The organism is Streptomyces sp. NPDC059355 (assembly GCF_042752335.1).
In the GTDB taxonomy this organism is placed as follows: Bacteria; Actinomycetota; Actinomycetes; order Streptomycetales; family Streptomycetaceae; genus Streptomyces.
In genome coordinates, this window is record NZ_JBHYXN010000013.1 from 112,403 (window position 1) to 134,076 (window position 21,674).

22 protein-coding genes are annotated in these 21,674 nt (G+C 74.3%); 17 read left to right on the plus strand and 5 right to left on the minus strand.

What is annotated here, in order from left to right; genetic code table 11:
* The first annotated feature begins 100 nt into the window (after positions 1-100).
* Positions 101-655, plus strand: a complete 555-nt coding sequence (locus ACFXGI_RS15450; RefSeq protein WP_384706174.1) for a TerD family protein — start codon at positions 101-103, stop codon at positions 653-655.
* A 240-nt stretch (positions 656-895) separates the two neighbouring features.
* Here ACFXGI_RS15450 and ACFXGI_RS15455 read toward each other — a convergent pair whose 3' ends face one another.
* Complete coding sequence (locus ACFXGI_RS15455) at positions 896-1,528, minus strand: TetR/AcrR family transcriptional regulator (protein ID WP_384706176.1); 633 nt, start codon at positions 1,526-1,528, stop codon at positions 896-898.
* A gap of 171 nt (positions 1,529-1,699) precedes the next feature.
* Between ACFXGI_RS15455 and ACFXGI_RS15460 the strand changes: the two genes are divergently transcribed.
* The 11 genes from ACFXGI_RS15460 (at position 1,700) to ACFXGI_RS15510 (ending at position 12,643) form a co-directional block, all read left to right on the plus strand.
* Positions 1,700-2,542, plus strand: coding sequence for a phosphatase PAP2 family protein (locus ACFXGI_RS15460; RefSeq protein ID WP_384706178.1), 843 nt, complete (start codon positions 1,700-1,702; stop codon positions 2,540-2,542).
* The gene (locus ACFXGI_RS15465; RefSeq protein ID WP_384706180.1) at positions 2,539-3,498 is read left to right on the plus strand and encodes a hypothetical protein; all 960 of its coding nucleotides are present in this window, start codon (positions 2,539-2,541) and stop codon (positions 3,496-3,498) included. The genes ACFXGI_RS15460 and ACFXGI_RS15465 overlap by 4 nt, the downstream gene beginning before the upstream one ends.
* Before the next feature lie 87 nt (positions 3,499-3,585).
* On the plus strand, positions 3,586-3,852 hold the full coding sequence (locus ACFXGI_RS15470; RefSeq protein ID WP_030154099.1) for a GlsB/YeaQ/YmgE family stress response membrane protein: 267 nt from the start codon (positions 3,586-3,588) through the stop codon (positions 3,850-3,852).
* Between the two features lie 83 nt (positions 3,853-3,935).
* Positions 3,936-4,436: a ribonuclease E activity regulator RraA gene (rraA, locus tag ACFXGI_RS15475; RefSeq protein ID WP_384706182.1), complete on the plus strand. Its 501-nt coding sequence runs from the start codon at positions 3,936-3,938 to the stop codon at positions 4,434-4,436.
* A gap of 83 nt (positions 4,437-4,519) precedes the next feature.
* Positions 4,520-6,187 (plus strand): peptide-N4-asparagine amidase, encoded by a 1,668-nt coding sequence (locus tag ACFXGI_RS15480; protein ID WP_384706184.1) that lies wholly within the window; start codon positions 4,520-4,522, stop codon positions 6,185-6,187.
* Positions 6,188-6,214: 27 nt separating this feature from the next.
* Positions 6,215-7,951 (plus strand): serine/threonine-protein kinase, encoded by a 1,737-nt coding sequence (locus ACFXGI_RS15485; protein WP_384706186.1) that lies wholly within the window; start codon positions 6,215-6,217, stop codon positions 7,949-7,951.
* 113 nt (positions 7,952-8,064) lie between these two features.
* Positions 8,065-9,003: a squalene/phytoene synthase family protein gene (locus tag ACFXGI_RS15490; RefSeq protein ID WP_384706188.1), complete on the plus strand. Its 939-nt coding sequence runs from the start codon at positions 8,065-8,067 to the stop codon at positions 9,001-9,003.
* Positions 9,004-9,072: 69 nt separating this feature from the next.
* Positions 9,073-10,038, plus strand: coding sequence for an ATP-binding cassette domain-containing protein (locus tag ACFXGI_RS15495; protein WP_384706190.1), 966 nt, complete (start codon positions 9,073-9,075; stop codon positions 10,036-10,038).
* Complete coding sequence (locus ACFXGI_RS15500; protein ID WP_384706192.1) at positions 10,035-10,760, plus strand: ABC transporter permease; 726 nt, start codon at positions 10,035-10,037, stop codon at positions 10,758-10,760. The genes ACFXGI_RS15495 and ACFXGI_RS15500 overlap by 4 nt, the downstream gene beginning before the upstream one ends.
* A 3-nt stretch (positions 10,761-10,763) precedes the next feature.
* Complete coding sequence (locus ACFXGI_RS15505) at positions 10,764-12,041, plus strand: sensor histidine kinase (protein WP_384706194.1); 1,278 nt, start codon at positions 10,764-10,766, stop codon at positions 12,039-12,041.
* Positions 12,038-12,643 carry a response regulator transcription factor gene (locus tag ACFXGI_RS15510; RefSeq protein WP_384706196.1) on the plus strand — a complete coding sequence of 202 codons (606 nt, stop codon included), beginning with the start codon at positions 12,038-12,040 and terminating at the stop codon, positions 12,641-12,643. Before ACFXGI_RS15505 ends, ACFXGI_RS15510 begins: the two co-directional genes overlap by 4 nt.
* Before the next feature lie 41 nt (positions 12,644-12,684).
* On the opposite strand, the gene ACFXGI_RS15515 is transcribed toward ACFXGI_RS15510, so the two are convergent.
* Together ACFXGI_RS15515 and ACFXGI_RS15520 are read right to left on the minus strand one after the other, a co-directional pair.
* Positions 12,685-13,443 carry a transglycosylase SLT domain-containing protein gene (locus tag ACFXGI_RS15515; protein WP_384706198.1) on the minus strand — a complete coding sequence of 253 codons (759 nt, stop codon included), beginning with the start codon at positions 13,441-13,443 and terminating at the stop codon, positions 12,685-12,687.
* A 414-nt stretch (positions 13,444-13,857) separates the two neighbouring features.
* Positions 13,858-14,763 carry a dihydrodipicolinate synthase family protein gene (locus ACFXGI_RS15520; protein ID WP_384706200.1) on the minus strand — a complete coding sequence of 302 codons (906 nt, stop codon included), beginning with the start codon at positions 14,761-14,763 and terminating at the stop codon, positions 13,858-13,860.
* A gap of 71 nt (positions 14,764-14,834) precedes the next feature.
* Here ACFXGI_RS15520 and ACFXGI_RS15525 point away from each other — a divergent pair, with 71 nt between their 5' ends.
* From ACFXGI_RS15525 to ACFXGI_RS15545, 5 genes are all read left to right on the plus strand, one after another.
* Positions 14,835-15,794, plus strand: a complete 960-nt coding sequence (locus ACFXGI_RS15525) for a LysR family transcriptional regulator (protein ID WP_384706202.1) — start codon at positions 14,835-14,837, stop codon at positions 15,792-15,794.
* A 73-nt stretch (positions 15,795-15,867) separates the two neighbouring features.
* A complete protein-coding gene (locus ACFXGI_RS15530; RefSeq protein ID WP_384706204.1) occupies positions 15,868-16,956 on the plus strand; it encodes an S-(hydroxymethyl)mycothiol dehydrogenase in 1,089 nt (362 codons plus the stop codon).
* Between the two features lie 150 nt (positions 16,957-17,106).
* Positions 17,107-18,411 carry an alpha/beta fold hydrolase gene (locus tag ACFXGI_RS15535; RefSeq protein WP_384706284.1) on the plus strand — a complete coding sequence of 435 codons (1,305 nt, stop codon included), beginning with the start codon at positions 17,107-17,109 and terminating at the stop codon, positions 18,409-18,411.
* A 54-nt stretch (positions 18,412-18,465) separates the two neighbouring features.
* Complete coding sequence (locus ACFXGI_RS15540) at positions 18,466-19,230, plus strand: PIG-L deacetylase family protein (RefSeq protein ID WP_384706206.1); 765 nt, start codon at positions 18,466-18,468, stop codon at positions 19,228-19,230.
* Positions 19,231-19,272: 42 nt separating this feature from the next.
* Entirely contained in the window at positions 19,273-20,106 is an 834-nt protein-coding gene (locus ACFXGI_RS15545) for an enoyl-CoA hydratase/isomerase family protein (RefSeq protein ID WP_384706208.1), read from the plus strand.
* Here ACFXGI_RS15545 and ACFXGI_RS15550 read toward each other — a convergent pair.
* Together ACFXGI_RS15550 and ACFXGI_RS15555 are read right to left on the minus strand one after the other, a co-directional pair.
* Positions 20,093-20,893 carry a hypothetical protein gene (locus tag ACFXGI_RS15550; RefSeq protein WP_384706210.1) on the minus strand — a complete coding sequence of 267 codons (801 nt, stop codon included), beginning with the start codon at positions 20,891-20,893 and terminating at the stop codon, positions 20,093-20,095. The two genes, ACFXGI_RS15545 and ACFXGI_RS15550, sit on opposite strands and share 14 nt — an antisense overlap.
* Before the next feature lie 35 nt (positions 20,894-20,928).
* A partial coding sequence (locus ACFXGI_RS15555; RefSeq protein WP_384706212.1) for an SDR family oxidoreductase occupies positions 20,929-21,674 on the minus strand: 746 nt, incomplete at its 5' end.

Consider the following 21,674-nt stretch of genomic DNA (forward strand, 5'->3'; position numbering starts at 1 on the left):
ATCCGGCTCAAGTGGCCGGGAACGTACGCCCGTCCGGGACGACCGGGCCGCCGCATGACAGCATGGCCGGGCAACACCCGGCAAGCGGAGGGGGAGTTCGGTGAGCACATCGACGAGCGGCGTACGCAAGGGCCTGGCCAAGGTGGAGATCGCACTGCGGTGGGATCCGAGCCCCGCGGGCACGCCCGCCCACGACCTGGACATCATCGCGGCGGTGTTCGGCGCCGCGGACCCCCACGGGGAGCCCGTCCACCTGGTGCACTTCGGCAGCCGTTCTCCCGACGGCACCATCACCTTGAACCGTGACAGCCACACCGGCCAGGGTTTCGGCTTCGACGAGGTGATGACCCTGGAACTGGACCGGATGGCGCCCGCGTTGGGGCGGGTGGTGGTCGGCGTGGTCATCCAGGACACCGGGCAGCGGGGCGCCCGTACGAAGACCTTCGCGGCCATAGGCGGTACGGGGGTGCGGATCCGGGAGGGCTACGCCGACCTCGCGGTGAGCGACTTCGCGGGGATCCCGGCCGCCACGGCGGCCACGATCGCGGAGTTCACGCGGGACGGTTCGGGGGCCTGGGCGCTGGACGCCGCCGTACGGGGTTTCGACGCGGATCCGGAGGAGTTCTCCCGGACCATGGGCGCGCCGCGTTCCTGACGCGGCGCTCCGCCGCAGGACCGTGAAGCGGGGGCCTTCGGATGAGGTCCTGAGGTGAGGCTTGAGGCGGGCCCGAGGCGAGGGCTGGGGTGAGGCCTGGGGTGAGGCCGCACAGACCGGGCGGTGGTCACTCCCTCGAGTGAGTGACCACCGCCCCGTCCGGGTGGCGCGCTGCCGCCGTCCCCACGAGGCAGCGCGGGCGGGTCGCCGTCCGGTCATCGGTGACGGCGGCCCACCGGTTCAGGGGGTCTCGGACCGGTCCGGGTCCGGGGCGGGTGCGGGTGCCAGGCCCAGGGCGGGCAGCAGGGCCGCGTCGACGAACCGGACCAGGTAGTCGGCGTCGGCGTACCGCCCCTCCAGCACCGGCCGGATGCGCAGGACGCCCATCAGCTGCGCCGGCAGGAACTCCGTGGCCGGATGGCCCTCCGTGATCTCGCCGCGGGCCACGGCCCGCGCCACCATCGCGTCGAACGCGGCCAGCTCCGGCTCGACCAGCGCCTCGCGCAGCGCCGCCTGCAGCTCCTCGTCGCTCAGCACCGCGTGCCCGAGCGCCTGGGTGAGCCGCGTGTCGCGCCCCGAGTTGCCGGCCGCGATCCGGGCCGCCTCGCGCAGGTCGCCGGCGAGCGTCCCGGTGTCCACCCCGGCCAGCGTGCCCTGCCGGTGCGCGCGCAGGGCCGCCGCGACGAGCTGGGGCTTGGTCTTCCACTGCCGGTAGAGGGTGGACTTCCCGCAGCAGGCCCGGGCGGCGACGCCCTCCATGGTCAGCGCCTCGTACCCGTGCTCGCGCAGCTGCTCCAGGACGGCGTCGTAGAACTCCTGCACCCGTTCCGGAGTGATCTTGGAGCGGCGCGCGGTGGGCGGCGTCGACGTCATGGTGAGCGGCTCTCCTCGGGGGCTCCGCAGGTGATGGTTCCTGAGGAAAGTGTACGGGAACGCGAGCGTATCGGTACACCTTCGTATCGATACGCGAATGTATCGATACACTGGCGTGTCGATGTCCGCGTACAGGCGGCGCGCGAGCACAGAGAAAAGGAAGCGGGGGAAATGAGCTCCCACACCACACCCGCAGGGCCGGCCGACGGCCCGGCAGCGAGTCCGAGGCGCCGACTCATACGCGAGCTGCTGCTCGTCGCGGGCCTGTTCGCCGTGTACAAGACCGGCCGGACGCTCTCCACGGACCGCACCGATGAGGCCTTCCGCAACGCAGGCCGGATCTGGGACGCCGAGCGCACCCTGCACCTGCCGGGCGAGGGCGCGGTCCAGCGGCTGCTCCTGCACGGGGACGCCCTCGTGCACACGGCGAACACCTACTACGCGGCCGTGCACTTCCCGGCGACCGTGCTCTTCCTGATCTGGCTGTACGTGCGCAGGCCCGGCCACTACCTGTGGGCCCGGCGCGTGCTCGCCGTCCTGACCGGCGCCGCCCTCGCGCTGCACCTCGCCTTCCCGCTCGCGCCGCCGCGGATGCTCGGCGCCGCGCACCTCGTGGACACCGCACAGGTCTACGGGCCCTCGGTCTACCGGGCCGCGCCCGCCGCCGACACCATGGCCAACCAGTTCGCGGCCATGCCCTCGCTGCACTTCGGATGGGCGCTGATGCTGGCGCTCGGCATGATCGCCGCCACCCGGTCCCGCGGGCGCGCGCTGTGGCTGCTGCACCCGCTGGTGACACTGATCGTGGTCGTCGGCACCGCCAACCACTACTGGCTCGACGCGATCGTGGCCACCGTGCTCCTCGGCGGAGCCCTGCTGGTGGTGCCGCGTCCGCGGGTCCGCGCCGGGTCGCTGCCCGTCGTACGGCACCTGCCGCGCCCGCAGCCCGGTGAGCGGGCTCCGGCCCCGGCGGTCCGGGAGGCCTCGGCCGAGGCCCTGGGGGCCGGCCGGTGAACGCCACCCTCCTCGCCGTCCTGCTCTGCCTCGCCTCCGCCGTCGCGTACGCGGCCGCCGCCGTGGCCCAGGAGCGGCTCGCCCGCGCCGCCGTGGCCCGCAGCGCCGGAGCCCTGCTCGGCAACGGGGCCTGGTGGTGGTCGGCCGGGCTGAACGCCGGGGCCGCGCTGCTGCACGCGGCCGCCCTGCGCTACGGCCCGCTCACACTCGTCCAGCCGCTCGGCGCGCTCACCCTCGTCGCCGCCGTCCCGCTCGGGGCGCACGGCGCCGGCCGCCGGGTCGCGGCCACCGAATGGCGGGGCACCCTGGCCACCGTCGCCGGGCTCGGCCTGCTGCTGCTCCCCGCCTCCGGGCCGGCCCCCGACGACACGCTCACCCTGGCCGAAGCGCTCGCCGTGTCCGGGGCCACCATCGCCGCGATCACGGTGCTGACCGTACGGAAGGACGTGCGCTCGGGGCTGCGGCACGCGACGGCGTCCGGGCTGGCCTCCGCCGTGGCCTCCGCGCTGACCCAGACGGTGGCCGTCGCGGGCGGCCGCGGCGGGGCCCTGCTCAGCGTGCGGGTGGTCGCCGTCGGCCTGCTCGTGGTGGTGTTCGCGGTCGGCGGGATGCTCCTGTCGCAGCGGGCATACCGGGGCGGGCTCGGGGCGCCGCTCGCCGTGGTGAACCTGGCCAACCCGCTGGCCGCGGCCGCCATCGGCATGATCCTCCTCGGCGAACGCCTCCAGGGCGGCGCGGTGGGGCTCCTGCTCGCCGTGGCCGGCGCGCTCGCGGCGGCGCGCGGGGTGCTGCTGCTGACGCGGACGGCGCCCGGCACGGAACCCGCGCCGGCACCGGCCGCCGCATCCGTACCGGCGCCCGTGCCCGTGCCCGTGCCCGCACTCGCGCCCGCACTCACGCCCGCATCCGCCCCCGGACCTGCGGTAGCCGCGTCGGTCAGCCGCGTACCGGCCTGAGACGGCCGAGAACCGTTTCGCCGGTGTTCGCGTCCTCCCTGACGAGAACGCGAACACCGACGTACGAGCGAAGCGGAGTGAACGACCATGGGGATCGTCAGCTGGATCGTCCTGGGGCTGCTGGCCGGCTTCATAGCCAAGGTCCTGCTGCCCGGCCGCGACCCCGGCGGGCTGATCGGGACCACCCTCATCGGCATCGCCGGAGCCTTCATCGGCGGCTGGCTCTCCGCGAAGTTCCTGGACAAGCCGATCGGCCACGACTTCTACGACCCCGCCACCTGGGGCTCCGCGATCGCGGGCTCGCTGGTCCTGCTCATCGGCTACCGCATCCTCTTCGGCAACTCCCGGGACTGAGGCGGGTCCAGGCGCCTTCGGGGCCACCGGTTAGGCTCGGGCCGCACGGCGCGAAGTACGAGCTGCGAGGAGCTTCGAGGCCCATGAGCGTCACCCCTGCCAGTCCCGTCACCCCCGTCCCCACGAGCGATCTGTACGACGAGCACGGCGAGGCCCTGGCCCTCTGCACCACGCAGTTCCGCCAGTTCGGCGGGCGGCGCCTCTTCGCCGGCCCGGTGCGGACGGTCAGCTGCCACGAGGACAACGCGCTGCTGCGCGAGCTGGTCAACACGCCGGGCGGGGGCGCGGTCCTCGTCGTGGACGGCGGCGGCTCCCTGCGCACGGCCCTCACCGGAGACCTCATCGCCGGAGCGGCGCAGCGCAACGGCTGGGCCGGACTGATCATCAACGGCGCGGTCCGCGACAGTGTGGCCCTCGGCGGACTCGACCTCGGCATCAAGGCGCTGGGCACGGTCCCGCGCAAGAGCGGCAAGACGGGCGCCGGCACGGTGGACGTGCCGGTCACCATAGGCGAAGTGACGTTCCGCCCGGGGGACACGGTCCACTCGGACGACGACGGTACGGTCATCGTCCCCACCGCCTGACCCGGTCACGGGGGCGAGATTCGGCCAGGGGCGGGCCGGGGACCCTGGTGCCGGGCCCGTGGGGCGGGATTCACTGCGGGGCCATGACACGACACAGGATCATGGGCCTGCTCGGCGCGCTCGCGCTCGCCGCGGGCACCCTGGCCGGCGCCGCGGGACCCGCGGCCGCCGCCGACCCGACCGGGCGCGGGAGCGGGGTCCCCGGCGCCGCCGCCGAGCCGCCCGCCGAGTTCGGGACCGACTGGCACGACCCCCTCACCGCGGCCCCGCCCGTCGCCAGGCCCGCGACCCGCTCCTGCGAGGTGACCGTCGCCGAGGCCCAGTTCCGCGACTACACCCCGTACGTCGGGAACTACGCACCCCCGGCCGCGTGCGGCGGGACCTGGGCGAAGGTCGTCCTGCGCCTCGACGGCAAGGTCAAGGGCCGCCAGTACGACCGCCTCGGCCACCTCTCCCTCGGCGGCGTCGAGATCCTGCGCACCTCCACCCCCGAGCCCTCGCCCGACGGCATCACCTGGTCCGTCGAGAAGGACGTCACCCGCTACCGCGACACCCTCGGCCGGCCGCAGCCCGTCGAGATGCTCATCGGCAACTTCGTCGACGGCACCTACACCGGTGTCATCGACGTCAAGGCCACCCTCACCTTCTACGCCGCCGACCTGGACCGGCACGCTCCAGCCCCCGACACCCCCGACCGCGTCCTGCCGCTCACCACCCCCTCGGTCACCACCCCGCGCAACACCGAGCGGCTCCTCGCCGAGGTGTACGCCACCGGCTCCGGCGGCGGCTGCGAGGAGTACTGGTACATGACCACCCCCGACGCCGCCCCGTACTCCTGCAAGGCCGCCGACGGCCCGTACCGCGAGGTCCGGATCTCCGTCGACGGACAGCTCGCCGGCATCGCCGCCCCCTTCCCGACCGTGTGGACCGGCGGCTGGTCGAACCCCTTCCTCTGGTACGTCACCCCGGCGCCCCGGGCCTTCGACGTCCAGCCGATCCTGTACGACCTCACCCCGTACGCCGGCCTCCTCAACGACGGCCGCCCGCACCGGATCGAGGTGTCCGTCGCCGGGGTCCCGGCCGGGCAGAGCGGCTGGAGCACCCCGACGAACCTGCTCCTCTGGCAGGACGAGGGCCGGGCCGTGGTCACCGGCTCCCTCACCCGCCACGAGGAGGGCGAACCGGCCAACTCCACGCGCTGGACGCCCGCCGCACCCGGAACGCCCGCCGCGCAGCACCGCCTCGACACCGAGGGCGCGCACCGGCTCACCGTCGCCGGGCGGCTCGACACCTCCCACGGCCGGGTCACCACCACCGTCACCCGCGCCGTGCACAACACCTCCGCGCACCGCTGGACGGAGGGCGAGAACCAGGACGCCCTGACCGCGACCTGGACCGACGAGGAGAGCGTCGCCCGCGGCTCCACCACCGTCCGCACCGCGCGCACGTACACGATGGACGGCGAGACCACCCTGGCCGCCGGGGACCGGCTGCGCACCGTCATCGCACTCGGCGACCGCGCCGAGACGAGCACCCTGCGCGGCGGCCGCACCGTGGACCGGACCCTCCTCGACGACCGGTACACGGGCGACGCGAGCTACACGGCGAACGTCCCGCGCGAGCAGCGGCACGCGGTCGGCACCAGCTCCGAGCACTACCGGCTGTACGGGTCCGAGCCCGGGCGCGGCTGCTACGACCGCACCCTGTCCACCGCCCAGGGCGCCGTGACGGTGGACCGCCGACGCTGCTGACACTGCCTGCGCCTACGATGACCGGCCATGGACATGAGTGAGGCCGACAGACAGCTGGTCGACGGCCGCTTCGAACTGATCGCACCGCTGGGCGTCGGCGGCATGGGCACGGTGTGGCGCGCCCGCGACATCGCACTGCACCGCGACGTCGCCCTGAAAGAGGTGCGCCCGCCGGACCCGGCGACCGCCGCCGCCCAGCCCGGACTCACCGTCCAGCTGCGCGAACGCGCCATCCGCGAGGCCCGCGCGCTCGCCCGGCTGGCGCACCCGCACGTGGTGACGATCCACCACATCGTGGAGCCCGCCGCCGGCACGGACGGACATCCGTGGATCGTGATGGAGCTGGTCAAGGGCGGCTCCCTGCACGACCGGCTGGAGTCGGGGCCGATGCCCGTCGCCGAGGTGCTGCGGCTCGGCCTCGACGTGCTGTCCGCGCTGCGGGCGGCCCACGCCGAAGGGGTGCTCCACCGCGACGTGAAGCCGGCCAACGTGCTGCTGCGCCCCGACGGCTCCGCCGTGCTGACCGACTTCGGCATCGCGGCCTTGCACGACTCGACGGCCCTCACGTCCACCGGCGTGCTCATCGGCTCGCCGGAGTACATCGCCCCGGAGCGGGCGCGCGGTGAGGAGGGCCTGGCGGCCTCCGACCTCTGGTCGCTCGGCATGCTGCTCTACGTGGCCTCGGAGGGGGCCCATCCGCTGCGCCGGGCCACCACCCTGGCCACCGTCGTCGCCGTGCTCGACGAGCCGATCCCGGCTCCGGTGCGCTCCGGTCCGCTGGGGCCCGTACTGGAACGGCTGCTCGTACGGGACCTGTCCGTACGGCCCGACGCGGCGCAGCTGGAACAACTGCTCCGGGACGCGAGCAGTGCTCTCGCGAGCGGAGCCCCGCCGGTCGCTCCGCCGGCCGCGTCGCCGACGGTCCTGGGCCACTACGGGCCGCCGACCCCGCAGCCGGGCATCGGCCTCGGCGCCGGAGCCGGCCCCGGCCGGACCCGGCCCGCGCAGCCGCAGATCCCGCAGCCCTACGCACCGTCGGCGCCGTTCACCCCCGGTGGCGGCTCCCCGTATTCGGTCACCACGCCGGTCCCGGCGCCGTCCGCCCCGCGCCGGCGGCCGGCGCTGCTCGCCGCCGTCCTCGCGCTGGTCCTGGCCGGCGGCGTGATCGGGTTCGTCAAGTGGTTCCCCGGCTCGGACTCCGGCGCCAAGGGCGGCAGCGACGGGGCGAAGGGCGGCAGCACCACCGCCGGCGCCGGCCCCTCGACCCCCCGCCCCCAGCAGAGCCTCCCCAAGTCGGTCGGCAGCCAGGCCGCCGCCCCCAAGGGCAGCCTGCTCACCCCCGCCAACGTGCGCACGGCGATCGAGGCCCTCAAGCAGAAGACGGGCACCACCCAGTTCGTGGAGATGAACATCTACGAGGAGTACGTGCTCGCGTCCATCCCCACCTCCCCCGGAGCCAAGACCTACGACCGCTACCAGTACCGCGACGGAGAGGCGAAGCGCACCGGCCCCGGCAGCACCATCAAGGCCGAAGAGCCGCTGATCGACATGGCGACCGTCAACTGGGACGCCCTGCCCGGCCTCCTCGACACGGCCAAGCAGGAACTGGGCGTGACCAACCCGACCTCCCGCTACGTCATCGTCGAACCCTGGCTCATGGACGGAACCCCGTCCATGCGGCCCTACCTCACCGACGAGTACGGCCAGGGCGGCTACGTCTACGCCGACACCCAGGGCAAGGTGAAGAAGGTCTACCGCTCCTGACATCGTGTATCCGTACGGGTGCCGTACGCGCGCCGCATGCGCCGCATGCACGTACGGCGCGCGCACGGCGCACGTACGGCCCTTCACGGTCCGACTCGGGGAGTACCACCACCATGCCCAGCTGGCGCACCACCCTCACCGCCGCCGGTGTCACCGGCCCCCGGCTGCGGGAGGACTTCACGTACGTCGCCCGCCGGGTCCTGCGCCGCGAGCCGGCCCCGTACGTGACGCTGCGGCTGCTCGCCGCGCCGCCGCTGGTGCCCTGGCTGACGGCGGGGGTGGGTTTCATGAACCTCGTGGACGACGTGGCCGAGACCGGCACTCCGCAGGAACGTTCCGCCGGTCTGGCCGCGCTCACCGGGCAGGTGGAAGCGGCCCTGAAGACCGGCGACAGCCCCGACCCGCTGCTGCGCGCGTACGCCCACGCCGTCGCCACCCGCGGGCTGCCCGGGCACTGGGTCTCCCGGTTCCTGGAGGGCGCCGCCACCGCCGAGGCCGGCTTCGACGGCTTCGACACCGAGGAGGACTTCCAGACCTACCTCGACGCCTACGCCTGGCCAGGGGTGCTCGTCTTCACCGGACTCCAGTACCAGGGCGGCCCCGACGAGGAACAGGCCGCCGGGTGGCGCCGGTTCGTGGACGCCGCCCAGCGGGTCGACTTCCTCGCGGACCTCGCCGGGGACCTCGCGGACGGCCGGCTGTGCCTGCCGCGCGCCCGCCTCGCCGAGCACTCCGTCACCCGGGCCGACCTCGAACAGGCCCGCGACACCGCGGCCGTACGCGCGCTCCTCGCCGACGAAACCCGGCGCGCGCGGAGTGCCCTCGACGCCACGGAAGGCATCCTCGACCTCGTCGAGCCGGGCCTGCGCCCCGTGATCGCCGCGATGACGGAGCTGATGGGACACCAGCTGACCGCCGTGGAACGCGCAGGCGTCCGGGCACTGCGCAAGGACGTCGGCTACGGCCTGGCCGCCCCCGTCCGCACCCTGCTGCGCGCCCGCGCCGGGCGCCGAGGGGAGGCCCGCAGGCGTCCGCCGATCCGCCGGTCGTGACATTTGTACCGGTGGGGTCCGTACATGCGGATCTGCCGGGGACCCGCCCCGGTTCGTAGCGTGGTGGGCATGACGCAGACGACACAGACCGTCCGGACGAGTCGGACCGCGCAAGCGGCGCACGACGAGCCCGCGATCCGGTTCCGGCACGTGGCCAAGTCCTTCGGAGCCGTCCGCGCCGTGGCCGGCATCGACCTCGACGTCCGGCCCGGCGAGACGGTCGCCCTGCTCGGCCGCAACGGCGCCGGCAAGTCCACCGCCATCAGCCTGCTGCTCGGCCTCGAGGAGCCCGACGCGGGCACCGTACGGCTCTTCGGCGAGACCCCCGACCGGGCGGTCCGGGCCGGGCGGGTGGGCGCCATGCTCCAGGAGGGGCGCGCCGTACCGCGGATCACCGTGCGCGAGCTCGTCGGCTTCGTGGCCCGCACCTACCCCGCCCCCCTGCCCGTCGCCGAGGCACTGGAGCTCGCCGGACTCACCGGGCTCGCCGGCCGCCGCATCGACCGGCTCTCGGGCGGCCAGGCCCAGCGCGTCCGCTTCGCCGTGGCCCTCGCCGGGAACCCGGAGCTCATCGTGCTCGACGAGCCGACCGCCGCCCTCGACGTGGAGGCCCGCCGCGCCTTCTGGGAGTCCATGCGCGGCTACGCCCGCCGCGGCAACACCGTCCTGTTCTCCACGCACTACCTGGAGGAGGCCGACGCCCACGCCGACCGCATCCTGGTCGTCGACGCGGGCCGGATCGTCGCCGACGGCACCGGGGAGCAGCTGCGCCGGGCCGCCGGCGGGTCGCTGGTCTCCGTCGACCTGGCCGGCCGTCCCACCGAGGGGCTCGGCGAACTGCCCGGTGTGGTCTCCGTGGAGGTACGGGCAGACCGAGCGCGGCTGCGTACGGAGGACCCGGACGCGACGGTCGTCGCGCTCGCCGGCCTCGGCGCCGTCCGCGGGATCGAGGTCACCGCGCCCTCGCTCGACGACGCCTTCCTCGCCCTCACCGACAGCCACACCCGCACCTTCTCCGCGGGGAGCGCCCGATGATCACCGCTTACGTCCGCCTGGAAGTCCGCCGGACCCTGCGCGACACCTCCTTCGTCGTCTTCGGCATCGGCATGCCGGTGCTGATGTACCTGCTCTTCACCAACCTCGGCGCCGACGCCGACACCGGTGACTGGAAGACGGCCTCCATGGTGGCCATGGCCGCGTACGGGGCCCTGGGTGCGGCCCTGGGGACCGGGACCGGCGTCGCCGAGGACAAGGGCATCGGCTGGCTGCGCCAGCTGCGGGTCACCCCGATGACCCCCCGCCAGGTGGTGGTCGGCCGTGCCCTGACCGGCTCGGTGACGGTGCTGCCCGCCGTGGCCGCCGTCCTCGCGGCCGGCGCGATCGTCAACGGGGTCCGGCTGGAGGCCTGGGAGTGGGCCGCCGTCGCCCTCGTCCTGTGGCTCGGCGCGCTCCCCTTCACCCTGCTCGGCATCGGCAACGGGTACCGGCTCACCGCCCAGACCACCGGCGTGGTCAACGTGGGGTGCAGCCTCGCGCTCTCCATCGCCGGCGGACTCTGGTTCCCGACCGAGCTGTTCCCGCACTGGCTGCGCTCCCTGTCGGGCTTCACCCCCACGCGCCGCTTCGCCGAGATCGGGCAGTCCCTCGCCGCCGGCGCGGCCCCCGGTGCGGCCGCGGTCGCCGTACTCGCGGCATGGGCGCTGCTGTTCGGCTCGTACGCGGTGCTCTCGTACCGTCGGTCCGCGAGGACGGCGTAGCGCATGAAGCGGGGAACCGGAATGAAGATGCGGGAATGGCGCGAGAGCCGGAAGGCCCGGAAGGCCGACTGGGCCGTTGGCAAAGCCGAGTGGCGGGCGGCGCAGAAGCGCCGCAGGGCGAGCGGAGAGGACCCCGACCACGGCTGCGGCCCGATGGCCCCGTCGAACGCCTTCGCGCTGCTGCCGTGGCTGCTGCTGGGGATGGGCGCCATCTCGAACGTCGTCAAGGGGGAGACCCCCAACCCCTGGATCGGCGCCCTGGGACTGCTGCTCTTCAACTCCCTCTACGTCACCCTGGTGTTCCGCGCCTTCAACCGGCGGGCCCGCGAGGCCGCCGGCACCCGCTGGTGCCTCGCCGCCCTCGGCGCGGTCACCTGCGCCCTCGCCCTGGCGTACGGGGGCAACTGGCTGCTGTTCTTCCCGCTGTGGGGCCTGGCCACCGGCGCGGTGATCCGGGGACGCCTGCTCGGCCCGGTGATGTTCGTCGTCACCGCCCTCGCCGGGGCGATCGCCGGACTCGACGAGGGCTGGGACACCCTCGGCATCGCCTACGGGACGCTCGTGTCCGGCATGGTCACCGCGGCCATCCTCGCCCTGTCCGAGACGGTCAAGGAACTGCGCGAGACGCGGGAGGAGCTGGCCCGGGCCGCAGTGGACCAGGAGCGGCTGCGCTTCTCCCGTGATCTGCACGACCTGCTCGGCCACACCCTGTCGGTGATCGTCGTGAAATCGGAGGCGGCCCGCAGGATCGCCCCGCGGGACATGGAGGCGGCCCTCGGCCAGATCGCCGATATCGAGTCGGTCGGCCGCCAGGCGCTCACCGAGATCCGGGAGGCCGTCACCGGCTACCGCGAGACCAGCCTCGCCGCCGAGCTGGACCGGGCCCGCGGCGCGCTGACCGCCGCCGGGATCGAGCCCGTCGTACGGCAGTCGGGGCACCCGCTGCCCCCGCAGGCGGCGGCGCTGATGGGCTGGGTGGTGCGCGAGGCGGCCACCAACGCCATCCGGCACAGCGGTGCGACCACCTGCGAGATCGAGGTGCGGAGCACGGCGGAACGGGTCCGCCTGGTGATCACCGACAACGGGAACGGCGTAGGCTCGACCCCGCCGGGCAGCGGACTGACCGGCCTGACGGAACGGCTCGCCGCGGCGGGCGGCACCCTCGTCGGCGGCCCGGCCCCCGGCGCGGGGCGCGGGTTCCGGGTCACGGCCGAGCTCCCGGTGGAGCACGCTGAGCACGCGGCGAACGCGGCGAACGCGGCGAACGAGGAGAGTCGATGATCAAGGTCCTGCTCGCGGAGGACCAGGGCATGATGCGCGGCGCGCTGGCCCTGCTGCTCGGGCTGGAGGAGGACATCGAGGTCGTGGCGCAGGTCGGCGCCGGGGACGAGATCGTGCCCGCCGCGATCGAGGCGCGGCCTGACGTGGCCCTGCTCGACATCGAACTCCCGGGCCGCAGCGGTCTCGACGCGGCCGCCGAGCTGCGCACGCGATGCCCCGGCTGCCGGGTGCTGATCCTGACCACCTTCGGACGCCCCGGCTACCTGCGCCGGGCGATGGAGGCGGGGGCCGCCGGATTCCTGGTCAAGGACGGGCCGGTGGAGGAACTGGCCGCCGCGATACGCCGGGTGCTCGCCGGGGAGACGGTGATCGACCCCGCGCTCGCCGCGGCCGCGCTCAGCGCCGGTCCGAATCCGCTGACCGCGCGTGAGGCCGACGTGCTGGGCGCTGCGGTCGACGGGGCGACCGTGGCCGACATCGCGGCCGGGGTCCATCTGTCGGAGTCGACGGTACGGAACTACCTGTCGTCCGCCATCGGCAAGACGGGCACCCGCAACCGCATGGAGGCCGCCCGCGCGGCCCGCCGCCAGGGCTGGCTCTAGGCTTTGAGCGCCGGGGGCTCGGGGACGGCCCTCCGGGGCGCCTAGTAGGCGCCGTTGACGTTGTCGATCGAGCCGTAGCGGTCCGCCGCGTAGTTGCAGGCGGCCGTGATGTTGGCGACCGGGTCGTACGAGTCCATGGACGTGCCGGGCACGTGATAGGCGCGGAAGGTCGGGTCGATGACCTGGAGCAGGCCCTTGGAGGGAATGCCCGCGGCGGCGTTGGAGTCCCAGTTGTTGATGGCCAACGGGTTGCCCGAGGACTCACGCATCACGTTGCGGTGAATTCCGTTGTAACTGCCGGGGATTCCGTGCTGGGCCATGATGTCCAGCGACTGCCGGATCCAGCCGTCGAGGTTGTTCGTGTACGTGGTGGCGGGCTTGGCCGCCGCGGCCGCCTTCACCCCGGTCGCCTTCGCGGCGGCCGCCTTGGCCGCCGCGCCGATGCTCAGCTTGAGGCCGGGGCGGATGATCGAGGGGTTGGTCCCGATGGCACTCCGGTTGGCCTCGTACAGGGCCTGCCAGCCGCCGTTCACCGCGTGCTCGACGGCGATCTTCGAAAGGGTGTCGCCGATGGTCACGGAATAGGTGAGGGGAACCGCCGCCTTTGCCACCGCCGGCTTGACCGCGGTCAGCGTGACGGCCTTCGCGGCGGGCGCCGCGGCCGGCTGCGTGACGGCCGCGCCGGCCGTGGTCGCACTGATCAGCGGCAGGGCGAGGGCGGCGCCGCCGGTGCCGGCGACAGCCAGCTTGCGGGCGATCGGGCGCTGCTTCGGCCGACGGTGCTTACCGAGTCCGGGCATGGCGGAATTCCTCACGTGCGGGTGCGGGGGATCCCTGGCGGCCGCCGGTTTCGGCGGCTGCCCGCTGGGAATGACGTGAAGGTAAGCGAGTCCGCCGGGCGGGAACAAGGCTCGAATTCCCCCTGGTGATCGACTTGCCGGTTTCGGGGTCGTAAACGACCTTGGGGGTGCCTTCCGGGAATGCCGAAATTCCTTTCCGGTAAAAGGGAATCACCTGTTCCGCTTTAATGATGTTGGTCCTATTCGAGTGACTCACATCACGGGCCCCGGAAGTCTTTCGGGGAAACGGACAAGTCGCCCGTACCCCGGCCCGATTCGGGCATCTCGCCCGTTGTTTGCGAACCGCCCACAGGGGGCACTTCCCGGCATGTTCGCGGCATGTTCCTGGCAAGCTCGCGGGATGTTCGCGGTGGGTCAGAGGGGGTCGCCGACCTCCGTCAGCCGTTCCAGGGCCGCCGACACCGCCGCGCCGCCCGCCGGCAGCAGCGGGAGCCGTACGTCCGGCGTCGGGATCCGGCCCTGGGCGTGCAGCACGCCCTTCACCACCACCGGATTCGGATCGGCGAAGAGCGCCGCCGAGAGCCGGGCCAGCGTGTGGCCCAGGGCCCGGGCCCGCGGCACGTCGCCGGCCCGCCAGGCCGCCGCCAGCTCCGCGTACCGTGCCGTCGCGAGGTGCGCCGAGGCCAGGATCCCGCCCGCCGCGCCCAGCGCCAGCAGGGGGGACACGTACACGTCGTCGCCCGCCAGGACCGCGCACCCGTCCGGCGGCCCGCCCAGCAGCGCCACCGCCTCCTCGCCGACGCCGCCGCCCGCGTACTTCATCCCCGCCACCCCGGGCAGCTCCCCGAGGGCCCGCAGCGCGGCCGCGTCCAGCGGCTGCCCGGTCCGGTACGGGATGTGGTAGACGACCAGCGGTACGGGGCTCGCCTCCGCCAGCCGCGCGAAGTGCGCCAGCACCCCCGCCGCCCCGGGCCGTACGAACGAGGGCACGGTCACCAGCGCCGCCCGCACCCCGGGCCACCTCGCCAGCCGGCCGAGCCCCGCCTCGGCGGCCCGGGTGCCGCCCGACCCGGCGCCCACGGTCAGCATCGCGCCCCGCTCCCGGCAGACCCGGGAGCAGACGTCGGTGACGAGATCGCGCTCCGCCTCGTCGAGGGCGGCGGCCTCGCCGGTGGTGCCGAGGGCGACGATCCCGGTGGCGCCCTCGTCGAGCACCTGATGGGCGAGTGCCTCCAGGGCCGCGGCGGCGATGCCCCCGGCGCGCGTGAAGGGGGTGACGAGCGGTACGTGAATCCCGTGGAGGGAGAGGTCCTGTGCCATGCCCACGAGCTTCATCCGCCCAGAGCGCCGAATCCAGTTCGCGTTTCTTGCCCGAACCGTAAGCTGAGCCGATGCTCGACGTACGACGCCTGCGCCTGCTGCGCGAACTCGCCCGCCGGGGGACCATCGCCGCCGTGGCCGAGGCCCTCGCGTTCAGCCCTTCGGCGGTGTCCCAGCAACTCGCCGTCCTCGAACGCGAGGCGGGGCTGCCGCTGCTCGAACGCACCGGCCGCCGGGTCCGGCTCACTCCGGCCGGCCAGAACCTGGTCCGGCACGCCGAGGCCGTACTGGAGCGGCTGGAACAGGCCGACGCCGACCTCGCCGAGGCGCGCAGCGGACTCGCCGGGGGCCTGCGCGTCGGGGCATTCCCCACCGCCATCCGGGCCATCGTCCCGGCCGCCCTGGTGGCCCTGGCCCGGCGCCACCCGGGGCTGGAGCCGATGGTCTCGGAGACCGACCCGGCGGAGGTCGCGCACGCGCTGCGCGCCGGGGACCTGGACGTGGCCCTGATCCACGAGTACGACTTCGTCCCCGCGCCGCAGGAGCCGGGGATCGCGACGCGGCCGCTCTACCGGGAGTCGATGTACCTGGCGGCGCCGGCGCACGCCGCCCCTGCGCAGGCGGCTCTCGCCGAGGCCACGACCACCGCCCTCGGCCCCGAGCAGGGCGCCGTCCTGCGGGCCCACGCCGACGCCCCCTGGATCACGGCCACCCCCGGCACCCTCTGCCACGCCATGACCCTCCGGGCCTGCCAGGCCGCCGGGTTCACCCCGCGGATCCGCCACCGGGTCGACGAGTTCCCCACCATGCTCGCCCTGGTCGCGGCCGGTCAGGGCGTCGCCGTAGTCCCGCAGCTCGGGGTCATGGGCCCCGCCGACCCGGCCGTCTCCCTCACCCGGCTCCTCATGGAGCGCCGAACCAAGATCGCGTTCCGCAGCGGCGCAGCCGCCCACCCGGCCGTCGCCGCCTTCGGAGCGGCACTTCGCGCCGCCGTACCGCCGGAACTCGCCACTCCGACTTCCCCGGAGTGACACGGCTCCCCTCCACCGCCGCGCCCGTGTACGTTCGTTGATCCAGACAGATCCGACCAGAGCGGGGTACGACGTGACGCATCGCGTACGAGGGGTCATTGCCCGGAGCAAGGGCGCACCGGTGGAGACGACGACGATCCTCGTGCCCGACCCGGGACCCGGCGAGGCCCTGGTCAAGGTCCAGGCCTGCGGGGTCTGCCACACCGACCTCCACTACCGCGAGGGCGGCATCAACGACGAGTTCCCCTTCCTCCTCGGCCACGAGGCCGCCGGAATCGTCGAATCCGTCGGCCCGGACGTCACCTCCGTCGCGCCCGGCGACTTCGTCGTCCTCAACTGGCGCGCCGTGTGCGGTACCTGCCGGGCCTGCAAGCGCGGCCGCCCCTGGTACTGCTTCAACACGCACAACGCCACGCAGCCCATGACCCTGGAGGACGGCACCCCGCTCTCCCCGGCACTCGGCATCGGCGCGTTCGCCGAGAAAACCCTGGTCGCGGCCGGCCAGTGCACCAAGGTCGACCCGGCGGCCTCCCCGGCCGCCGCCGGTCTCCTCGGCTGCGGGGTGATGGCCGGCCTCGGCGCGGCCCTGAACACCGGCAACGTCGGACGGGGCGACTCCGTCGCCGTCATCGGCTGCGGGGGAGTGGGCAACGCGGCCATCGCCGGCGCCCGCCTCGCCGGCGCGGCCCGGATCATCGCCGTCGACCTCGACGACCGGAAGCTGGAGTGGGCGCGCGGCCTCGGCGCCACCCACACCGTCAACGGCGCCGCGGAGGACGTGGTCAAGGCCATCCAGGCCCTGACGGGCGGCAACGGCGCGGACGTGGTCATCGACGCCGTGGGCCGCCCCGAGACCTACCGGCAGGCCTTCTACGCCCGCGACCTCGCGGGCACGGTGGTCCTGGTCGGCGTGCCCACGCCGGAGATGAAGCTCGAACTCCCGCTGCTCGACGTCTTCGGCCGCGGCGGCTCCCTCAAGTCCTCCTGGTACGGGGACTGCCTGCCCGAGCGGGACTTCCCCCTCCTCGTCGACCTCTACCTCCAGGGCCGCCTCGACCTCGACGCCTTCGTCTCCGAGACCATCCCCCTGGACGCCGTGGAAGAGGCCTTCACCCGCATGCACCGCGGCGAGGTCCTGCGCTCCGTGGTGGAGTTCCCGTAGCACCGGCCCCGGCCCCTGCCCCGGGCGGACGCAGCCGCAGGCGGGGGCCGGGGTGGGCGGCGGGCCCGTACTACACTCGGCCGGGCCGCCAGACCCGTGCCCCGGTCCGATCCGCCGGGGCTGCCGCACACCCAGGGGCCGTTCGTGACCATCGACCACAGCTACCGCCAGCCCGGTGTCGTCCTCACCGACCACCGCTTCGGCGTCCCGCTCGACCACGGGCGCCCGGACGGGGAGCACATCGAGCTGTACGCCCGCGAGGCCGTCGCCACCGGCAAGGACCCCGAGACCCTGCCCTGGCTGCTGTACCTGGAGGGCGGCCCCGGCTTCGGCGCGCGCCGCTTCACGGGTCGGCAGGCCTGGCTGGAGCGGGCCCTCACCGAATACCGCGTCCTCCTGCTCGACCAGCGCGGAACCGGCCGCTCCACCCCGGCGAACCGGCAGACCCTGCCCCTGCGCGGCACCCCCGAGCAGCAGGCGGAGTACCTCGCCCACTTCCGTGCCGACTCCATCGTGCGCGACGCCGAGGCCATCCGCCCCGGCCTGACCGGCGGCGCGCCCTGGACCGTGCTCGGGCAGAGCTTCGGCGGCTTCTGCGCCACCCACTACCTCTCCACCGCCCCCGAGGGCCTGACCGCCGCCCTGATCACCGGCGGCCTCCCCTCTCTGACCGCCACCGCCGACGAGGTGTACGCGGCGGCGTACCCCCGCATGGAGCGCAAGAACCAGGCCCACTACGCCCGCTACCCGATGGACGTCGAGCGCGCCCGCCGCATCGCCGCCCACCTCGTGGAGCGCCCGGCCGAACTCCCCGGCGGCCACCGGCTCACCGTCGAGGCCTTCCAGTCCCTCGGCATCCTGCTCGGCACCGGCGACGGCAGCCACCAGCTGCACTACCTGCTCGAAAACGCCTTCGTCCCGACCCCGGCGGGCCCGGCCCTCGCCGACGCCTTCCTGGAACACGTACAGGGGCTGCTCTCGTTCGCCGCGCACCCCCTGTACGCCCTGCTCCACGAGCCCATCTACGCCCAGGACCCGGCCGCGCCCACCGCCTGGGCCGCCGAGCGGGTCCGCGCCGCGCACCCCGGCTTCGACGCCGGTAAGGCCCTCGCGGGTGACGGGCCCGTGCTGTTCACCGGCGAGACCGTCCACCCCTGGCACTTCACCGCCGACCCCGCGCTGGCCCCGCTGCGCGAGACCGCCGAACTGCTGGCCGCCCGTACCGGCTGGGGACCCCTGTACGACCCGGCCCGACTCGCCGCCAACGAGGTCCCGGTGGCCGCCGCGATCTACCACGACGACCTGTACGTGGACACCGCGCACTCCCTGGACACGGCCGCGCGGATCCGGGGCCTGCGCACCTGGGTCACGGACGAGTTCGAGCACGACGGCGTCCGCGCAGGCGGCCCCCGCGTCCTGGACCGCTTGCTGGCCCTCGTGCGCGACGACGTCTAGAACTCCGTCCCCGGTACGCGGGGGGCGCGTGGGGCTGCGTCTATTGTGCGGGGCATGACCGAACAACTGGATCAGCCCGCGCCCTTGGAGCCGATGCCCGCCGACTGGCAGCGCGCCCTCGCGGTGGTCGCCCACCCCGACGATCTGGAGTACGGCGGGGCCGGGGCGATCGCCCACTGGACGGACGGCGGCCGCGAGGTCGCCTACCTCCTGGCGACCCGCGGCGAGGCCGGCATCGACACGATCCCGCCCGAGGAGTGTGCTCCGCTGCGGGAGGCCGAGCAGCGTGCGAGCGCCGCGGTCGTCGGGGTGTCCACCGTGGAGTTCCTCGACTACCGCGACGGGGTCGTCGAGTACGGCCTGGACCTGCGCCGGGACATCGCGGCCGCCATCCGCCGGCACCGCCCCGAACTGCTCATCACCCTCAACCACCGCGACACCTGGGGCGGTCAGGGCGGCGGGGGCAACTGGAACACCCCCGACCACAAGGCCGTCGGCCGGGCGGCCCTGGACGCGGCCGCCGACGCCGGCAACCGGTGGATCTTCCCGGAGCTCATTTCCGAGCAGGGCCTCGAGCCCTGGGACGGGGTGCGCTGGATCGCGGTGGCCGGGTCCTCGACGCCGACGCACGCCGTGGACGCAGGTCCCGGACTGGAGCGTTCGATCAAGTCGCTGATGGAGCACAAGGCGTACATCGACGTCCTGACCGACCAGGACCCCGAGGAGTACGTCCGCGGCTTCCTCACCGGTTACGCCCAGCAGGCGGCGCCGCGCTTCGGCGGCCGCCCGGCGGTGACGTTCGAGGTCTTCACGCGCTGAGCCCGCAGCCTCTATTCTGACGGACCGTCAGAGGAGGTTTCCGTGATCGACACCATCGGCAACGAGGTCGCGGAGGGGGAGGAGCGCATCCGCCTGGAGACCGCGGACGGGATCGCGGTCCTCACCCTCTGCCGCCCGGACCGGCTCAACGGCTGGAGCTGGGAGTCCACCCGCCAGCTGGGCCTGCTCGCGGACCGGATCCGCTTCGATCCGGACGTACGGGTGGTCCTGCTGCGGGCCGAGGGCCGCGCCTTCTGCGCGGGCATCGACGTGAAGGCCCCGGGCGGCGCCATCACGGGCGCGACGGCCGCCGAGCGGACGCGCAACTACTACGAGGGCATCCGCTGGGTGCACGAGCGCTTCGCCGTGCTGTCGCGGCTCCCGCAGCCGGTGGTGGCCGCCGTACAGGGCTACTGCCTCGGCTTCGGCTTCGAACTGGCCCTGATGGCCGACCTCCGCGTCGCCGCCGAGGACGCCGTCTTCGCCCTGCCCGAGGCGCAGCTCGGCGTCGCGGTGGACGCGGGTGGCGACCTGCGGATCGCCCGCGAGGCGGGCGCGGGCTGGGCCAAGTTCCTGGCGCTGACCGGCCGCCGCGTCGACGCGGCGACGGCGTACCGCCTGAACCTGGTCCAGCTGCTCGTCCCCCCGCAGGAGCTGGACGCCGCGGCCCGCGCGGTGGCGGCCGAGATCGCGGCCAACGCCCCGCTCGCCGTGCAGGGCGTCAAGCGCGCGATCGACGCCTACGCGGACGCCGCCCTCGCCCCGGCCCTCGACCGCGTCGCGATGACGGCGGCCCTGACCCTCACTTCCGAGGACTGCCGCGAGGGCTACACCGCCAAGGCGGCCCGCCGCCCGCCGCACTTCACCGGAGGCTGAACACCGGCCGCGTCGAGAACCCCTCGTACACGCCCTCACCGGCCGGTCCGTACGCGAACTCGGCCGTGGACGGGTTGCGGTTGGCGGTGGCCAGCGGCAGCCACCCGAGCAGGTCGCCGTATCCGCCGCAGACGGCCTCGCCGCCGTCACCGCCGTGCACCGAGGCCGGGTCACTGCTCAGCTCCGTGCCGTAGCTGTCGTAGGCGATGTGCAGCCCGAAGGCGTTCGGTTCGTGCCGCAGGCCGCCGGCGCCCCCGTACGAGGGCTCGTCCAGGGGGCACTCGTTCCCCCACCGGAACAGGGTGCCCGCCCCGGCCCCGCAGGCGTGCTCCCACTCGTCGGCGCCCGGCATCCGCAGCCCGCGCGCCGCCAGCACGTCCGCCATCGCCTCCGGGCGTTCGGTCAGCGCCTCGTCCTCCACCGCCATGAGCACGGTGGCGAGCGCCGCGGTACGGACCGGGCTGAGCACCTCGGCGAGATAGTCCTTCAGGGGGAGTTCGTACCCGTACCCCTCCGCCCGGCTCTCCTCGTAGTCGGCGGCCTGCGCGGACGTCGGCGCCCAGGCGTCCGGATCGAAGCCGAGCCGCACCGGCCCGCCGGGTATCAGGGCGAACTCCCGTCCCTCGCGCTCGATGCGCACGCGGTGCAGCGGTCCGCCGAGGTGGTCGACGGTGTCGAGCAGCACCACGCGGCCGCCCGCCTGCGCGGCGGCCTCGTGCGCGAGGTGCCCGGCGGCGGCCCGGTCGAGCGAACGCCAGTGGTCAAGGGTCAGATCGGCGAGAGACATGGGCCGATCCTCGCACCGGGCACTGACACCGGCCTTCAGGGGCCGTACGGGCCGAGGCCCAGCTGCGTGCGGACCGGGACCACCTCGGGGTTGACCAGCGAGCGGCGCTGCCAGTTCGCGCCGTCGACCACCAGCGTGTGGCCCGTGATGAACCGGGCGTACGGGGAGGCCAGGAAGGTGGCCGCCCATCCGAGTTCGCGCGGGGCGCCGACGCGCAGGGCGGGCTGGCGGCAGTCGCGGGCATCGGGCGCGGCCCGCTCCAGGCCCTCGCGGATGTCCTCGGTCATGTCGGCGTGCGGGAACAGGCCGGGTACGAGCCCGTTGACCTGGATGCCGTACGGGCCCCACTCGACGGCGAGCGTCTCCACCAGGTTCTTCACCCCGGCCTTGGCGGCCGCGCTGTGGGCGAAGCCCGGCCCGCCGGTCCAGGCGTACGAGGCGCCGATGTTCACGATGGACCCGGGCGTGCCGGCGCCGAGGTGGCGCCGGCCGAACTCGCGGGTCGTGAACCAGGTGCCGGTCAGGGTGATGTCGACGACCGCCCGCCAGGCGCCCGGGGACAGGTCCTCCGCCGGGGAGGGGAAGTTGGCGGCCGCGTTGTTGACCAGGACGCCCGGCAGGCCGAGCGCCGCCTGCGCCGCGTCGAATACCTCCGAGATCCGTTCCGGCTCCCGGATGTCGCAGACGGCGGCCGTCACCCGGCCCGCGCCCGGGGCGGGCCCCCACGCCCCCCCCCCCCCCCCCCGCGCCCGGGCGGGCCCGCCCCCGCGGGCCCCAGCCC

What these genes read in the sequence shown, in the direction of transcription:
- ACFXGI_RS15495 (WP_384706190.1), top strand. Translation starts at nt 9,073, where the DNA reads ATGACGCAGACGACACAGACCGTCCGGACGAGTCGGACCGCGCAAGCG.
- ACFXGI_RS15485 (WP_384706186.1), top strand. Translation starts at nt 6,215, where the DNA reads ATGGACATGAGTGAGGCCGACAGACAGCTGGTCGACGGCCGCTTCGAA.
- ACFXGI_RS15540 (WP_384706206.1), top strand. Translation starts at nt 18,466, where the DNA reads ATGACCGAACAACTGGATCAGCCCGCGCCCTTGGAGCCGATGCCCGCC.
- ACFXGI_RS15490 (WP_384706188.1), top strand. Translation starts at nt 8,065, where the DNA reads ATGCCCAGCTGGCGCACCACCCTCACCGCCGCCGGTGTCACCGGCCCC.
- ACFXGI_RS15470 (WP_030154099.1), top strand. Translation starts at nt 3,586, where the DNA reads ATGGGGATCGTCAGCTGGATCGTCCTGGGGCTGCTGGCCGGCTTCATA.
- ACFXGI_RS15550 (WP_384706210.1), bottom strand. Translation starts at nt 20,893, where the DNA reads ATGTCTCTCGCCGATCTGACCCTTGACCACTGGCGTTCGCTCGACCGG.
- ACFXGI_RS15460 (WP_384706178.1), top strand. Translation starts at nt 1,700, where the DNA reads ATGAGCTCCCACACCACACCCGCAGGGCCGGCCGACGGCCCGGCAGCG.
- ACFXGI_RS15510 (WP_384706196.1), top strand. Translation starts at nt 12,038, where the DNA reads ATGATCAAGGTCCTGCTCGCGGAGGACCAGGGCATGATGCGCGGCGCG.
- ACFXGI_RS15500 (WP_384706192.1), top strand. Translation starts at nt 10,035, where the DNA reads ATGATCACCGCTTACGTCCGCCTGGAAGTCCGCCGGACCCTGCGCGAC.
- ACFXGI_RS15505 (WP_384706194.1), top strand. Translation starts at nt 10,764, where the DNA reads ATGAAGCGGGGAACCGGAATGAAGATGCGGGAATGGCGCGAGAGCCGG.
- rraA (WP_384706182.1), top strand. Translation starts at nt 3,936, where the DNA reads ATGAGCGTCACCCCTGCCAGTCCCGTCACCCCCGTCCCCACGAGCGAT.
- ACFXGI_RS15515 (WP_384706198.1), bottom strand. Translation starts at nt 13,443, where the DNA reads ATGCCCGGACTCGGTAAGCACCGTCGGCCGAAGCAGCGCCCGATCGCC.
- ACFXGI_RS15455 (WP_384706176.1), bottom strand. Translation starts at nt 1,528, where the DNA reads ATGACGTCGACGCCGCCCACCGCGCGCCGCTCCAAGATCACTCCGGAA.
- ACFXGI_RS15525 (WP_384706202.1), top strand. Translation starts at nt 14,835, where the DNA reads ATGCTCGACGTACGACGCCTGCGCCTGCTGCGCGAACTCGCCCGCCGG.
- ACFXGI_RS15520 (WP_384706200.1), bottom strand. Translation starts at nt 14,763, where the DNA reads ATGGCACAGGACCTCTCCCTCCACGGGATTCACGTACCGCTCGTCACC.
- ACFXGI_RS15480 (WP_384706184.1), top strand. Translation starts at nt 4,520, where the DNA reads ATGACACGACACAGGATCATGGGCCTGCTCGGCGCGCTCGCGCTCGCC.